This window comes from Paenibacillus sinensis, assembly GCF_019904155.1.
GTDB classification, from domain to species: domain Bacteria; phylum Bacillota; class Bacilli; order Paenibacillales; family Paenibacillaceae; genus Paenibacillus_AQ; species Paenibacillus_AQ sinensis.
Genome location: NZ_JAHCMB010000046.1, coordinates 130,446 through 145,704, shown reverse-complemented (window position 1 = coordinate 145,704; position 15,259 = coordinate 130,446). Strand labels below are relative to the sequence as shown.

The 15,259-nt window shown below is 58.1% G+C and carries 11 protein-coding genes; 1 reads left to right on the top strand and 10 read right to left on the bottom strand.

Annotated features, from left to right (window positions below; translation table 11 throughout):
- Positions 1–23: 23 nt before the first annotated feature.
- The 6 genes from parE to KIH86_RS05005 form a co-directional block, all read right to left on the bottom strand.
- Positions 24–2,006: a DNA topoisomerase IV subunit B gene (gene parE, locus KIH86_RS05030; protein ID WP_223086718.1), complete on the bottom strand. Its 1,983-nt coding sequence runs from the start codon at positions 2,004–2,006 to the stop codon at positions 24–26.
- 64 nt (positions 2,007–2,070) lie between these two features.
- Entirely contained in the window at positions 2,071–3,060 is a 990-nt protein-coding gene (locus KIH86_RS05025) for an ABC transporter permease (protein ID WP_223087703.1), read from the bottom strand.
- Positions 3,053–4,036 (bottom strand): ABC transporter ATP-binding protein, encoded by a 984-nt coding sequence (locus KIH86_RS05020; RefSeq protein WP_223086716.1) that lies wholly within the window; start codon positions 4,034–4,036, stop codon positions 3,053–3,055. The genes KIH86_RS05025 and KIH86_RS05020 overlap by 8 nt, the downstream gene beginning before the upstream one ends.
- A gap of 19 nt (positions 4,037–4,055) precedes the next feature.
- Entirely contained in the window at positions 4,056–5,066 is a 1,011-nt protein-coding gene (locus tag KIH86_RS05015; RefSeq protein WP_235775262.1) for a GDSL-type esterase/lipase family protein, read from the bottom strand.
- 161 nt (positions 5,067–5,227) lie between these two features.
- Entirely contained in the window at positions 5,228–6,040 is an 813-nt protein-coding gene (locus KIH86_RS05010) for a CAP domain-containing protein (protein WP_235775261.1), read from the bottom strand.
- Between the two features lie 179 nt (positions 6,041–6,219).
- Positions 6,220–8,199 (bottom strand): WG repeat-containing protein, encoded by a 1,980-nt coding sequence (locus tag KIH86_RS05005; RefSeq protein WP_223086714.1) that lies wholly within the window; start codon positions 8,197–8,199, stop codon positions 6,220–6,222.
- 220 nt (positions 8,200–8,419) lie between these two features.
- On the opposite strand from KIH86_RS05005, the gene KIH86_RS05000 reads away from it, so the two are divergent.
- Positions 8,420–8,845, top strand: a complete 426-nt coding sequence (locus KIH86_RS05000) for a VOC family protein (RefSeq protein WP_223086712.1) — start codon at positions 8,420–8,422, stop codon at positions 8,843–8,845.
- A gap of 127 nt (positions 8,846–8,972) precedes the next feature.
- On the opposite strand, the gene KIH86_RS04995 is transcribed toward KIH86_RS05000, so the two are convergent.
- The 4 genes from KIH86_RS04995 to KIH86_RS04980 all read right to left on the bottom strand — a co-directional run bounded on the left by KIH86_RS04995 (position 8,973) and on the right by KIH86_RS04980 (position 15,208).
- Positions 8,973–9,347 (bottom strand): NifB/NifX family molybdenum-iron cluster-binding protein, encoded by a 375-nt coding sequence (locus tag KIH86_RS04995; protein WP_223086710.1) that lies wholly within the window; start codon positions 9,345–9,347, stop codon positions 8,973–8,975.
- 348 nt (positions 9,348–9,695) lie between these two features.
- Positions 9,696–10,157, bottom strand: a complete 462-nt coding sequence (locus KIH86_RS04990) for a GNAT family N-acetyltransferase (protein ID WP_223086708.1) — start codon at positions 10,155–10,157, stop codon at positions 9,696–9,698.
- Positions 10,147–11,343: a formate-dependent phosphoribosylglycinamide formyltransferase gene (gene purT / locus KIH86_RS04985; protein ID WP_223087695.1), complete on the bottom strand. Its 1,197-nt coding sequence runs from the start codon at positions 11,341–11,343 to the stop codon at positions 10,147–10,149. Before purT ends, KIH86_RS04990 begins: the two co-directional genes overlap by 11 nt.
- Before the next feature lie 202 nt (positions 11,344–11,545).
- Positions 11,546–15,208 carry a dynamin family protein gene (locus KIH86_RS04980; RefSeq protein WP_223086706.1) on the bottom strand — a complete coding sequence of 1,221 codons (3,663 nt, stop codon included), beginning with the start codon at positions 15,206–15,208 and terminating at the stop codon, positions 11,546–11,548.
- Between the last annotated feature and the right edge of the window lie 51 nt (positions 15,209–15,259).

The window sequence follows — 15,259 nt, the reverse complement described above, 5'->3', positions numbered from 1 at the left end:
TTCCTCAAACTGTCGCTTTGTTATTATTCCTCGATTTCAGTGAAATCGACGTTCTCCACGATCCAGCGCTTGCGCGGATCGACCTTGTCACCCATCAGCGTGGACACGCGGCGCTCCGCCTTCGCGGCATCTTCGATCTGCACCTGAAGCATCGTGCGCGTATCCGGATTCATGGTCGTCTCCCATAACTGATCCGGGTTCATCTCACCGAGACCCTTATAGCGCTGAAGCTCGAAGTTCTTGCCGAACTCCTTGAGGTAATTTTGCAGCTGCTCATCCGTCCATGCATATCTGACCGTCTCCAGCTTGCCCGATTTTCGCGTCAGCTTATACAGCGGCGGCTGGGCGATATAGACCCGTCCCGCGTCGATCAGCGGCTTCATATACCGGTAGAAGAAGGTCAGCAGCAGCACCTGGATATGCGCGCCGTCGGTATCCGCGTCCGTCATGATGATGATCTTCGAATAATTGCTGTCATCCACTTCGAAATCCGAGCCGATTCCGGCGCCGATCGCCGAAATGATCGCCCGGTACTCCTCATTCTTGAGGATTTCCGGGAGCCGCGCCTTCTCCGGGTTCATCGGCTTGCCCTTCAGCGGCAGGATTGCCTGTATCTTCGAATCCCGGCCCTGCTTGGCGGAACCGCCTGCGGAGTCTCCTTCCACGATGAAGAGCTCCGTCCGCGAGAAGTCCTTGGACTGAGCCGGTGTCAGCTTGCCGCCGAGGTTCGTCCCCTCGCTGCGCTTCTTGCCGCTGCGGATTTCGTCGCGCGCCTTGCGGGCCGCTTCCCTTGCCTTCGCAGCCTGAATGGATTTCTTCAGGAGGCTCTGCGCGACCTGGGGATTCTCTTCCAGAAACGTCTGCATATTCTCCGAGACGACGAAGTCGACGGCTCCGCGCGCCGATGCGCTGCCGAGCTGATCCTTCGTCTGACCGACGAACTCGACTTCGGACATCTTGATGCTGATGACTGCCATCATGCCTTCGCGAAGATCCCCGCCATCGAGATTCTTGTCCTTCTCCTTCAGCAGGCCTGTGCGCCGGGCATAGTCGTTCATCACCCGCGTATAGGCTGTCTTGAAGCCCGTCTCATGCGTTCCTCCGCTGCGGGTCGGAATCGAGTTCACGAATGAAGCGATCGTCTCGGTGTAGCCGGCGTTATACTGAATCGCCACCTCCACCTCGATATCGTCCTTCTCGGAGCTGAAGTGAATGACGTCATGCAGGACGTCCTTGCCTTCGTTCAGGAACCGCACGAACTCGCTTGCTCCGCCCTCGTAATAGAACTCGTCCTGGCGGCCGTTCCGGTCATCTGTCAGGGTAATGCGCAGCCCCGAATTAAGGAATGCGATTTCCTGCAGCCGCTCGGCCAGTGTATCGTAATTCAGGTTGATGCCGCTCTGAAAGACGCGAATATCCGGCTTGAACGTAATCTTCGAGCCGGTTCGGTTCGTATTCCCCAGAATCTCAAGGCCCGTGACAGGTTCGCCCACATGCTCCTTGCCGGCCTTGTCAACCCAATATTCAAACCGCTGGCGGTGAATTTTGCCTTCACGGTAGATTTCAACCTCGAGCCATTCCGACAGCGCGTTGGTGACGGATGCGCCTACGCCGTGCAGACCGCCGGATTTCTTGTACCCCGACCCTCCGAACTTGCCGCCCGCATGGAGCATGGTGAAGACGACCTGCGGAGTCGGGATGCCCATTTTATGCATGCCGGTCGGAATTCCGCGGCCGTTGTCGGTCACGGTAACCGATCCGTCTTTACGCATGACGATATCAATTTTGGAGCAAAACTTAGCCAAATGCTCATCCACGGCGTTGTCGACGATTTCCCAGACCAGATGATGCAGGCCCGAGGAGCTCGTGCTGCCGATATACATGCCGGGCCGTTTGCGCACCGCAACCAGACCCTCTAGCACCTGAATGTCGTCAGCATCGTATCCAGTCCGGTCTGCTGCGCCGTTCTTTGTGACTTCAGCGAACATATCGACCTGTTCGAACATTCATGTTCCCCCTTCTCTTCTCTTATCCAATATGCAAACAAATGTTTTGGTTACTTTGTACATTCTAATTCAAAATATCCCTTTTCGTAAAGACGGCGAATGAAATGAATACCGATACAACGCCCCAAATGCCCAGAACCGCCAGCGAAAACGGAAGGCTCATGCCCTCGATCGGAGCCGGCGAGCCCGCCAAATAATTGGTCAGTCCCAGGTTGACCATGAACAAATATTTGGCCGACGTCCAGGCCGAGGCCATATTGGTCAGGATCGAGCCCGCGATCAGCGCCGCCATCATCACGACGATGCTTGCCGCTGTACTGCGGAACAGAACGGATATCATGAAGGCCAGCAGCGCCACGACGACGCTGACATACCAGATCAGCCCGCACTGCATCAGCAGGTACTTCCACTGCGGCACCGAGTGAACGGCCGACATATCGACCGTATCGCCGTGCAATTGAAACCCCGTGAAGACAGGCACATTAAAGCCCCTGTAGCCGAATGCAAGCCCTGATATCAGATAGCTTACAAGGAATGTGGACAAAATAATCAGCGATACGAACATCAGCAGCGCCGCAAGCTTGCTGAACAGCACCTTCCACCTTCTCACCGGACGGGTCAGCAGCATCTTTATCGTGCCCGTCGTCCGTTCCCCGGATACGATGTCGGATGCTACCGCCATAATGAGCAGCGGAATGAACAGGGAGACGGAGTTGTCCAGAAACTCCCGCGTGAACGTGACCCCGCTCGGCTCGTTCGGGTTCACATCATGGTCGAGATAATACTGCATTTGCTGAATAAAGATTCGACGATATGTCTTCCATTCCTCCGGAATGCGGCTGGAGCTGAGCGAGTTCTCGTTGTCAGTAATCTGCTGCTGCAGCTCCAGTCTCCAATCGGAGCTGAATTTCTCCCTGTTCCGTTCGGCGGACCGCATCTGGGCATAGGTGAACATCGGGACAAGCACGAGCAGGATCAGGAGAATGACGTAAAAACGCTTCTTCTTGATAATTTTCATGCATTCGTTCTTGATAAGCGGCAGCAGGCTAATCAATGGTCTCACCCTCCGTCAGTTTCAGGAATAGCTGTTCAAGGGTCGGATGGATGTTATGTACAGCCCTTACCTCGATGCCTGCCCCCACAAGCGAAACGACGGTATCCGGCACCGCCGCCTCATCCATAATGGTGACGATGGTCCCGCTGCCCATGTTGGCAACAACGGTGTCGTCAAGCACCAGCCCGGCGGGATCGGCGATTGTTACTTCCGGTCTTGACCGAAGAAAGGAGGCGCCTTGTTCGGCGGGATGCAGCTCCCACAGCACATAAGGCGAATTGCGGGAGACCAGTTCCTTGACAGTGCCGACGGCCAGAACGCGGCCTTTGCTGATGATGGCTACCCGGTCGCAGAGCAGCTGAATTTCGCTTAGCAGATGGCTCGATACGAAGACGGCCATGCCCTCGTCAGCCAGCTCGCGGACAAATTCCCGCAGCTCCTTGATGCCTTTGGGGTCCAGCCCGTTCGTCGGCTCGTCGAGGATGAGCAGACGGGGCCGCCCGAGCAGCGCCTGGGCGATGCCGAGCCGCTGGCGCATCCCGAGAGAGTAGGTGCGGACCTTGTCGTGGATGCGCTGGTCCAGCCGGACCGTTGCCACGACTTCCTTGATGCGCTCCTCGTCCACGCCGGGCTGCATCCGGGCGAAATGCTGAAGATTCTCCCAGCCCGTCAGGTAGGAGTAAACCTCAGGATTCTCCACGATGGAGCCGACATATTGAAGAGCCTTCTCCGGCTCTTTGTTGACGTTATGGCCGCAGACGGCGATTGTGCCTACAGTCGGACGGATCAGATCGACCAGCATGCGGATGGTGGTCGTCTTCCCTGCTCCGTTCGGGCCCAGGAAGCCGAAGATTTCACCCTGCCGGACATCGAAGGTTACATTGTCGATGATCCATTTCCGCCCGATTTTCTTGCGGACGCCCTGGACGGACAGCACGATTTCCTCCTGCCCATTCTCTTTGCGGATTGTGTTCATGCGATTCCACTCCCTTCTGTCAGCGTATCGCCTGGACGATCCGGTCCGCCATGCGCTGGTAGCCGTCGCCGTTCGGATGAAAATGATCGCTGGACAAATACTTGTCCAGATGACCGCCGAACAGGTCGAAGGTCGGGACCAGCGTCATATTGGGATGACGGTTAATGATGTCCAGAGCAGCCGAATTCCACGCTGTAACGCCCTCGTTGCCGGGCTGAAGCATTTCCTCTATATCCCCGAAGGGATTATACAAGCCGACATAGTAAATCTTCGCCTTCGGATTGATCGCTTCGATCCCGTTCAGCACCGTCTCCAGCCGTTTGGATGCGGCGGGGATGTCTCCCATCATCTTCGCGGGATCGAGGTCCTGCAAGACCTCGCCAGAAGATGCGCGGCCCGAGTCAGCGGTTTCGCCTTCGGCTGCCGTGTTGGAACCGGCCTCATTTCCGCTGCCCGGCGCGGCGTAAGCGCTGCCGCTACTGGACGTGGTCCCGGCCGATCCCCGGCCTGAGGAACCGGAAGCCGCGCCGCCTGAGCCGGCAGAACCGCCAGCCTCTGCACTGCCGCCGGACCCGGATGCTTCATTCAGCATGCTCTGCGCCCCCTGGAACAAATCATTGCCGCCGATCGACACAAGGATAATATCGGCCTGTTCCAGAACATATTTCACGCCCTGCTCCTTCAGCTTCGCCTGCAGGCCCGCAGTCGTCAGTCCGTTGATGCCCAAATTGCCTACAAGTTCGGCCGGCGTCCCGCTGGAGGACAGACCGGCGACGGCGCGGCGCACGAAGCCCTCGCCCTTGTCGTCTCCCGTTCCCTTGGCGAGCGAGTCTCCGACCGCCGCAATCCGGAGCTTGCCCGAAGTCTCCGCGCCAGGGGCGGCTGAATTCTCCGGCAGAGCCTCAGCCGATGCGGCCCCTTTGGGATAAATAACATCTTGAGCGGCATATATGAAGCCGAATACGAGCATCAGCGTAACGGCGATGGACAATAAGGCGATGCCTCTCCAGGGCCATTTGAAATCCTTCAAGTCGATTCCTCCGTTCTCTCCACAAATTCTGCTGTATTTAAACATAATTCTTCTATGTACATTTTGCAAATTCCAAAGCAAGCCCTAATGCAAATGCACGGCTCAAGAAAAAAGCCGCCCCGGCCATCCGAAGATGTCCGAAGCGGCTTAAAGCTCGCAGCTTAATTGCCGGTAAACTCTTGAACCCAGTAGTTGTTGTCGAAGCCCACGCCGATCGAATCGAAGTTCTTGCTCAGGATGTTGGCCTTGTGTCCGGCGCTGTTCATCCAGTCATTCATTACTTGCTGCGGCGTCTTCTGTCCCATGGCGATATTCTCGCCTGCATAGCCGAAGCTGACGCCGAAGGATTTCATCATATCAAACGGCGAACCATAGGTCGGCGAAGTATGGGAGAAGTAGTTGTTGCTCCGCATATCCGTCGCTTTGGCAGCAGCCACCTTGTTCAGGCTGTCAAGAGCCTTGAGCGGCGCAAGTCCCGCTTTGGCGCGTTCCGCATTGACCAGCGATACAACTTCTTTCACATACGCAGAGGAGTCGGAAGCAGCCGTTGTCGTTCCGGTGGCTGGCGCTGTTGTTCCTGTAGACGGCGTCGTTGTTCCTGTAGTCGGCGTCGTCGTTCCTGTTGACGGAGCGGTTGTTCCGGTGGTTGGCTTGGTCTCGGAACCTGTGCCTGCCGATGTCCCTGCAGTTCCGGCAGAGTCCGCCGATCCTGTTCCACCCGATGTTCCCGCTGCCGGTTTAGCCGGAGTTACCCCGGTGACAGGTACGGTGGTCTTCACCGAACCGGAGCCGGCTTGATTATAGAATTGTTTCCAAAAATTCATAATTTGGTCGTACGTAATCGTTCCGCTATCTGAAGTCTGCGCTGAAGCCGCATCTGCCTGCGACGGCAAAGAAATGCCTAGCGCCAGTACCGCCGCCACGCTTCCGCTGATGAGTGCTTTGACCATTTTGCTGTTCATTTTGCTGTTCATTTTGCCATCTCCCTTTTCGTGATGTTTATCGATGCCGTGATGTTCGAGGCAATGATTACATTTTTGTAACATGTTCCTTCGTCATTGTAACATATTACGCATGCTGTGGGAGACGTTAATTTCTGCCAGAGCCGCTCCGGAAGTTGCAGGCTACAGGCCGAGGATATTAAGCTATTCCATCAATGGAACGAGCGCCAGAATGCTCCATTGGTATTGATGAGACCCATGATCTGCGCGAACGGAATACGGAAGGTAGGAAAGCCGGCCGAATAGGGAGCAATATCGTACGGGTTAAAATACAGGTAGAGCGCATCGGCATCCACAAAGAACGGCTGGTCCGGTGCGATCCCCTTGAAGGCGTCAGGGAATACATATGAATATTGAGGATCGGTCTTGATTTGGCCGGCCACAATTTCGCTCAGGGGTCCGGTATAATCGACGGAAGGCTTGAAGAGGTCCTTCAGCTGATAAAATACGCCGCTTCGCAGATCGATCTTCTCATAGATCCGGGTCGGCATCCCGTGAGCGGCGCCGAAGGGGTAGTTGTAACCCTCCAGTTCCAGCTGCAGCAGGATCTTCCGGAAGAACGAAACCGAGAAATCGCCGGTATAGCTGGAGGTCCGCTCGGCAGCCGGCGTCCCTGCATCCGGGAGCGACAGCTCTTTCAGCTTGCGATTCACGCTCTCCATGACGGAGGGATCGGCGATTCCTTTCACTACGGGATAATAGACGAGATAATCGAAGTTCGGCCGGAATTTGATTTCCTGGACGGCGTACGGGGGACGAAGCGTGATGAGGGTGTTCTCACTCCAAACCAATCGTCCGTCCCGGTTGTAATAAGACGTGCGCTGATCCACATTCGCGCGGATCAGCCGGCCGCTGAACGTCAAGCTTCCCGTTCCGGGGAGGACTGGCAGACCCGGTGCGCGTCTGCCGGTCACATCGATCATATACGTCTCATGCTCGTCGTAGACAGAGGCGAACCCCTGGCTGAAACGGTCCACGCCGCGCAGGGGATGTGCATTCAATACCGTCCCCGACTCCGCATCGGCAATTGTAAATACATTCCCCCTGAACGGCTGGGCCGGGTCAAGCGGCACGCCAAGCGCAATCACATTCTCGCCCATCTGCTCGATTTGCTCGTAGCCCGGCTGGACGATAAACCGGCCGCCCGAATCAATCAAGCCATATCCATTCTCGAAATTCTCTGCGGTATTGACTACCGCCCGGCCTTCGAAGAAAGGGAGCGCCGAAGTGAACTGAGGCGCGATCGCCGTACTGCCATCCTCCCGGATGTAGCCGTAACGCCCGTTCACCGTCTCCTGAAAAGGAAGCAGCCCGTCCCCCGGCGTCCCGACATAGGGATGCTGGTACGTATGCAGGACCGTCCCTTCCGTGTCGATCAGGGCAAACTCATTCTCCTGCAATTTCACGAGCGCCCGGCAGCCGCTGAATTCATTTGCGTCCTCATACCGGGGAGGAATCACCTCACGGCCCACCCGGTCCAGATAGCCGTATCTCGTTACTCCTTCCGCCATCTGTCTGGAGAACAGTGCCCGGCCATCCTTCAAACCGTTCAAATATTCGTATCGCCGTCCGGTCAGCGGCTTGCCCTTCTCATTGATCAGCAGGTAGCCCTTGCTGTCGCTCGCCGGCGCGCTGCCCTCCGAGAAGTTGCCGATATAATTGAACGACGGCTTAACTGTCTCCTTCCCAGTGCGGTCGATCAATCCGGCCAGACCGCTGCGCTGGACGACTGCCAGGCCGTTCGATTGAAACTCCTCTGCATATTCGTAATGCGGCTCGATGGCCGTCCGTCCGTTGTCGGCAATGTATCCCCACAGCGTTCCTTCCGCTAGACGGAAGGGCGCGGGATGCGGGAAGGCCGCGCGCAGCTCGTTGAGCCCGCTGTCACTGAGAGCGGCTGTCTCCTTCTCCGCAGACCCGGATTCCGCGATTGTGCCGCCGCCGTGAATATCGATCCGGTACCAGCCCGGTTCCGCCGGCAGCAGGGCGCAGGCTTCCGCACCGCTTCGTTCATTCCATTCCGGCTGGGGAACGCTGATAGTCCATCCCTCACCATCCCATTTTCTCACCTCGGGAGCGGCAGGCTTCCTGCGTCCTCCCGGCTGAAGATCATCCAAGCTGATTCTGATCATCCGGTTCTTCCTCCTGATCTAATAAGGCATTTGCCTATAGACTATGAGAAAGATGCGGGCTTGGTGAGGATAGAGTCGTGATGCGAGCGATTACAAATTCTTAATCTTTCTATGCTGTTTAGGGTTCCGGCAGACTGTCAAGACTGGGAAAGCGTATGGGCATGTATTAGAATGAATAAGGGGAACCCCCCATCCATACCTTACTTAAGGAGGAAAAAAAGTGGCCATCGAAACGTATATCAACTTTAACGGGAATTGCCGCGAAGCCGTGGAGTATTATGCGGAAGTTTTCGGAGTGGACAAGCAGCCTGTCATGACGTTCGGTGACAATCCGCCGAATCCGAAGTTCACACTCCCCGAGGAAGCCAAGGACCTTGTCATGCACACTTTTCTCGATATCAAAGGGGGACGGCTCATGTTCTCCGACGTCCTTCCGGGCTCGAGCTTTATCGAAGGCAATAATATCAGCCTGGTTGTGAACAGCAGCGATGTGGAGGAGCTGAAATCCTTCTTCGCCAAGCTGAAGGAAGGCGGCACCGTCATCATGGATATGCAGGAGACCTTCTGGAGCAAGTGTTACGGCATGGTGAATGACAAGTTCGGCATCGGCTGGCAGCTCAGTCATTTCGATCCTTCTCAAACCTGAAATCGCTTATGTTTATTTAAAAAAATACGGCGAACCGCCTCCGGTTATACCGGAAGCGGTCCGCCGTTATTGCTGAAGGAGCCGCTAATGGCCTCTCGGGACGACAAAGTAAGCCAAAGCTGCTATCTCACTCCGCCTGGCTTCGGTCCAGAAACAACCGGTTTTTGCGCTTGTTCTCGAAGGCGATCAGCTTGCCTAGAGCATCCTCAACCGTTCCCCTGCTGGAATACACGGTTATACCCTTGCTCTTGAGCGTCTGCTGCGCTCCCGGGCCGATCTGCATCACGAGCACCTGGCTGCAATCCCGGAGCAGATCAATCGTCCGGGCAAGCTCTCCGCCGTTATGCTCTCCTTCATCACGGGTCGTAGCGTTATCCCGGATCTCCAGGAGACTCCAGGTCCCGGCATCCTCCACCTCATAAATATAAAAACGCTCGCTTCTGCCAAAATGCTGATCCACGACTTCCCCGTCGCTGCTTCCCACCGCCAATTTATAGGCCATTCTAGTTCTCCTTTCGCCTCGTGCCCGCCTCGCCGGGAGGTCCGAATCTGCCGCGCGACGACTAATCCCGTGCATGTTAGCAAAAATTTTAGCATGAAAACGGAGGGAAGGGCAATGACAAAAGACCCGGTAGCGCAGTTAGAGCCTGCCCCTAATTCAGCAGCCGAACGAAAAAAACGTCTTCTAAATTACCCTCCCAGCGCATGCCTTGGCAATCCGTTTCAAGAACCTCCGTTCGGGTTACATATCATTATTGTGCCTTAAGGCGACCTGATCGCAGATATTGTTCAAAAAAAACACCCCTGCCGGCAGCAGGGATGGCGTTAATCGATCATTAGGAAAGAACGGCTATAAGAGCGATTTACTGAAACGGTAGCCTTTTTGTTCAAAGCCCAGATGGCGGTAGAAAGCATGCGCCGGCGCACGCTCTACGCGGTTGCCGCTGCATAGAAACAGCTGCTTGCAGGCCAGGCTTCTCGCCCATTCTTCACCGGCGTTCATAAGCCGTCTGCCAAGACCTTCACCCCGGAGCTGCTCCGCTACGATTATGGCAGTGATTTCAGCGACAGTATCCTTCTGCTTGCAGTAAGATACTACTTCCCGCAGTTCGATCATACCGACGACTTCATGGTCCACTTCGGCAATCAGCGTGCAGTGAGCGTCGCTGTTCTCCACAGTCTGCATTCTGTCTCTCATCACGCTGAGAGTTGTCGGATAACCGAATGATCTCAGCAGCGCTGTTACGGTCTCCAAATCATTCATCTCATATTTGCGGATTTGAAGAGCCGGTGCCTGAATACTACTGTCCATCTTCGCATACCTCCACTTTTAGCAGTGAGGCCGCCAGTTTGGCTGTCTCCCGCGCTTGATCAACATGATCCGCCGCGCTCAGCGCGACGGCCATACGCCGTCCCGGACGTACCTCCGGTTTACCAAATACCCGGACCTGCGTGCGGGGAAGCCGCAGCGCTTGCTCCAGGCCGGTTACGGCAAAAGCCCTTCCGCCAGCAGTTTGTCCGGCCTTTAGCGTCGCAGACGCTCCCGGAGACAAGAGTGTCACCGGTTCGACCGGAAATCCGAGCACCGCTCTGACATGCAGAGCGAATTCGGACAAATCCTGTGTTGCCATCGTCACCATGCCGGTATCATGCGGCCTTGGACTTACCTCGCTGAACAGAACGCCTTCCTTCGTCAGGAACAGCTCGACACCGAATATCCCCCGGCCTCCGAGCTCATCGGTCACGAGGCGGGCGATATGCTGGGCGCTGGCGAGCTGCTCTGCGCTCATGGCATGCGGCTGCCAGGACTCCACATAATCGCCGTCCTTCTGAATGTGGCCGATCGGCGGGCAGAACACGGTCCCTGATGAAGACCGGACAGTGAGCAGCGTAATCTCGCTCTCGAACGTAACGAACGCCTCTACGATAACTCTGGTCCCCTTGGCGCGCGCGCCTTCCAGCGCCGTCTCCCAAGAGCTTTCCGCATCGCCGGGCGTCCGGCAGATGCTCTGGCCTTTGCCCGATGAGCTCATGATCGGCTTGATCACGCAGGGCGTTCCCAGCTCGCCGATGGCTCTCTTCAGCTCGTCCAGACTGTCCGCGAAGCGGTAGTCCGCCGTAGGCAGACCCAGCTTCTCGGCGGCAAGCCGCCTGATACCCTCCCGGTCCATGGTCAGCTTGGCTGCCCGGGCCGTCGGCACCACATACAATCCTTCTTCTTCCAGCTCCAAAAGAGCGTCTGTCGCGATTGCTTCAATCTCCGGTACGACAACATCGGGCTTCTCGGAGCGGATCAGCGATTTCAGCGCTTCCCCGTCCAGCATATCGAGCACATACGACCTGTGGGCGACTCCCATCGCCGGAGCGTCCTTGTAGCGGTCGACGGCAATCGTCTCCACACCAAGCCGCTGTGCTTCAATAATCACTTCCTTGCCCAACTCTCCGCTGCCCAGCAGCATCAGCTTGCGGCTGTGAGCAGAATAGGGAGATCCCCACATATCGGTATCCAACCTCTTTCGGCAAATGTTTGCGGCATGGTTTGCAGCTTATATGCAAACGCCGGATAAGTTTTTGCAAATTTTCAGGCTTTCTTTATTCTCTTCCAAGAGGCGGCAGATTGCAAGACTTCTTTCGACAATTTCCCGCAAACTTCACAATACCATTTGTTACTCGTCAAAAAGAGAGTTCAAGAGTTCTCCATTACAGGGAGGCCATTCCGGATTCGATCTGTTGCAGCTCTTGCGCCAGAGCCGCCCAGCGTTCCGCCGTATCACCCCCCTTCAGAAGCGATAACATGGCGATCTCCCGTTCCTTGAGCGCCGATGCAAGCTCCCGTGCCGCGGTGGCAAGCGCCTCGGAGGCCAGGGTCTCATAATGCGCCAGCAGCGCGGGTTCGGCCTTCGCAGCAGCCGCCGCAATCGCTTCCTTCAATTGCGGCTCCGCCGCCCGCCGCAGCGCATCCCGGCCTCCGCCTTCAAAGAAGGCCTTCGGCGATTTGAAGAACGGCCACCAGCGATCCCAATCGGCTTCCGGCAGCGCGGCTTCCGGCAGCGCGGCTTCCAGCCGCCCGGGCGCCGGCCAGGACCGTTCGTCCCAGGCCTCTCCCTCACAGGTCAGTCCGGAGCCGCCCAGCTCTTCCACTATGGCGTCCGCCGCAGACAAGACGAGTCTGCGGCCCGCCGACGACAGGCGCAGCGTCGTCGCCCAGAGCTCGGCCTCCAGCTCGCCGCCTGCGGTCCGCCATAATTCCCGTCCGCAGGCGGCAAATGCCTCTTTCATCGGCCCGGCATCGCTCCGCAGCAAGGAGGGGTGGAACGATTCCTGAAACATTCCTCCCAGCGCAAAGCCCAGCCGCTGGCGGACATGATAGAGCAGCTCCTCGCCCTCCCGTCTTATGTCGCGCAGCACCCGATCATCCCTGGACAACCGCTCCAGCGCGTTCTCCGCCGCCTTTCGCCGCTCTCCGATGCGGTTGACTTCCGCCTCCCGCTCAGACTCGGCGGTTGAAGCCATCTCCCGCCATTCCTCCGCCCGCTTCCGCACCGAGCTCAGGCTCTCGCGGGCGGAACTCAACGCTAGACCGGGAAGCTCCTGTCCGGCGAACCGCCACAATTCATTCTCAAAGAGACCGAAGCCGAAGGACGGCTCCGGGTCAATCCCCGATTTCCGGGCTTCCAGCGCCCGAAGACTGGACAGTGCATAGATACGGGGCCGGCCGATGCCGGCTGCTCGCAGATTCCCGGCCACTTGCTCCAGCACCTGCCCCAGCTCCTCCTCGTTGTCCGCGAGATCGGATGCGTTGACGATAAAGAACATTTTATCCAGCTCAAAGCTCTCCCTGATCCGGCCAAGCTGCATAAGCAGCCCCCTGTCTGCTTTGGAGAACGCATGATTATAGTAAGTGACGAAGCAGATCGCATCCGCTTCCTTCATATAGCTGAAGGTAACGCCTGTATGCCGCGCATGCAGCGAGTCCGCGCCCGGCGTATCAACAAGCACGATTCCGCTGTGGGTAACCGGACTTTCGTAGAAGAGATCGATGCTCCGCACGAAGCACGCTTTGCTCTCTTCCGCCACCAGCTCCCGGTACTCCGGCAGTTCAACAGTCCGGACGATCCCCAGATGCCGTTCCGCCTCCTTCCACCCTCTTGCCGCCGCCCGTACGAACCCGGCATGCGGCAGCAATGAAGGGTGAAGTCCCCGTCCCCGTTCCGGCAGCCTGTTCACGGCCTCTGTCCACGAACCGGCGTCCGGCTCTCCAAGCTGAAGCACGCTGAAGGAATAACGGAGATCGTCCCGGAATTCCTCGCGGCTCTTCATAACGACCCTCGCTGTCCCGTGCCGGTTCTCCCCTTCCGGAGCCAGAATCCGGTTCACCGCCGCCGTGGCGGGATGCGGCGACACGGGCAGCACCTCTTCGCCGAGCAGCGCATTGGCGAAGGAGGATTTGCCGGCGCTGAACGCTCCTAGCAGCGCCAGGGTGAACCGGCCGCCGTCCAGATCGGCGGCCCGCGCCGCCAGGCTGCGCGCCGCCGAGGCCATCGCCGGCTCGGCCGCCAGCCTGGCTGCCGCGCGCTCCAGGAGCCGCGCGGCCTCTCCTAGCCGGCGCCGACCCTCCGCCGGCGCGTGTCCGGCCGCCGCAGGACGGGCGGCCGACACCGGGTCCGCCGGCGCTAGCGGCGGACGCTGCGGCCGGGCGGCGGCGCTGCGGGCCGCCCGGGGGTATGCGCTCACCTCCGGCAGCAGGCCGGGGGCGAGCGCGAGTCGCGGCGGCAGCAGCGCCGCGAGTTCGGACGCGCGGGTCTGCTCCGCGCGGTCCAGCTCCGCCAGGGCGGCCGCGGCTGCGGCCCGCCGCCCGGCGGCGGCACGGCGAAGCGCCAGCTCTGCGCGGCGCTTCGCAAGCAGCGGCGGCAGCGCAGCCAGCTGCTGGTCGGCGGAGCCGAGGGCGGCCCTGCGGAAGCCGCCCCGAAGCTCAAGGGCCAGCCCGCGGCAGAGCTGCAGCAGGGCTTCCCCACCGGTAGGGGCTCCCGGCTTGATCGCGCCGGACAGCCAGCCTGAATCCGCATGAGGAAAGCTCAGCTTCAGCTGCGCCTCCTCCTCATCTCTCCACAGCTCCAGCGATTCGCCCCATTCGCGGAGCAGCTGAATCACATGGATTTCAAGCTGCGAAGCCAGCTGGCGCCGAAGCGCTTCTTCCAGTGCGGTCAGCCGGACGGCTCGCTCCCGTTCCTTCTTGGCCGCCGTTGTGAACAGACCGGTTCGGAATCCGGGTGCAAGGCTCTCGGCCAACCGGCTCACCAGATCACGGATATCCGCCGGCATCAGATTGGCGTTCTCGAGATGAGCGTCCAGCCTCTTGCGTATTTCTGCCTTTGCTTCATCCGCTATGAAATCAAGCCGCTGCTCTTCCTCATCCAGCTCTGCGGCCTCCGCAGCCGGAGACTGCGGACCTGTGCCATCCAGCTCCTGAAGAAGCCGCTCTCGGTCTTCAGATTGCGCCTCGCGCAGAGACTCCAGACTTTCTTCGGCTGTATGGTGCATGGATTGAGAGAGGCTGTAGGCCAGCAGTTCCTCCCTGCGCTTCAGCAGATCACGGATCAGCAGCGGAAGGTTTTCCCAGGCGCTGAACTCATGCCCTTGATCTTTCAATGAAGTGAAGAGTACACCTGCATAAGAAACGCCCCAGCTTCGGAAAGCGCTTTCCACTTGCTCACGATAGACCTCAATGGGAATTTCGTTCTGGTGATGCTTGTCGATCTGATTGACGATCAAATACAGCGGCTTGCCCCACTCGCTCAGATTTTTGGCGAAGGACAGGTTGTTCTCTGACTCCACATGATTGTAATCCATCACATAGAAGACGATGTCCGCCAGATGAAGTGCGGTCTCGGTAGCCCGCTGATGACCCTCATCCGTTGAGTCCACACCTGGCGTATCCATCAGAACACCGCTTCTTCCGAGCAGCGCAACATCCTCCCACACCTCGATCGAGCTGTATTCCCCTCCCAGACGGCAATATTCCCTCATCTGTTCAGGAGATACGAGCAGCTCATCCTCGGCGCCGTCCGTCAGCCGTCGCCGGACAATGGCACGGGGCGCTCCACTGCGAATGGACACAATGTTGGCGCTAGTCGGGACCGGCCCCGACGGAAGCAGCTCTTTGCCGCATAACGCGTTGATCATACTCGATTTTCCTGCCGAAAAATGTCCGCAGAACGTAAAGGTCAGCTCGCGCATATTTGCTTTGAGCGCCAGCTCCTCATAGATATGGGCTCTATCCCGGTCTCCGTGCCGTTCCGCCAGGCTATGAAGCTCTCCCAGCGTCCTTTCCAAATCCCCTGTATTCTGTACAGGTAGTCTCATCCCTGCCGGCTCCATTCGCATCCCACCCCAACATATTGATCGTTCAAGAGG

Bases quoted from the DNA above. Each gene is read 5' to 3' on its own strand.
- KIH86_RS04995 (WP_223086710.1), bottom strand. From the start codon at position 9,347: ATGGCCTATAAATTGGCGGTGGGAAGCAGCGACGGGGAAGTCGTGGAT.
- KIH86_RS05010 (WP_235775261.1), bottom strand. From the start codon at position 6,040: ATGAACAGCAAAATGAACAGCAAAATGGTCAAAGCACTCATCAGCGGA.
- purT (WP_223087695.1), bottom strand. From the start codon at position 11,343: ATGTGGGGATCTCCCTATTCTGCTCACAGCCGCAAGCTGATGCTGCTG.
- parE (WP_223086718.1), bottom strand. From the start codon at position 2,006: ATGTTCGAACAGGTCGATATGTTCGCTGAAGTCACAAAGAACGGCGCA.
- KIH86_RS05005 (WP_223086714.1), bottom strand. From the start codon at position 8,199: ATGATCAGAATCAGCTTGGATGATCTTCAGCCGGGAGGACGCAGGAAG.
- KIH86_RS04990 (WP_223086708.1), bottom strand. From the start codon at position 10,157: ATGGACAGTAGTATTCAGGCACCGGCTCTTCAAATCCGCAAATATGAG.
- KIH86_RS04980 (WP_223086706.1), bottom strand. From the start codon at position 15,208: ATGAGACTACCTGTACAGAATACAGGGGATTTGGAAAGGACGCTGGGA.
- KIH86_RS05020 (WP_223086716.1), bottom strand. From the start codon at position 4,036: ATGAACACAATCCGCAAAGAGAATGGGCAGGAGGAAATCGTGCTGTCC.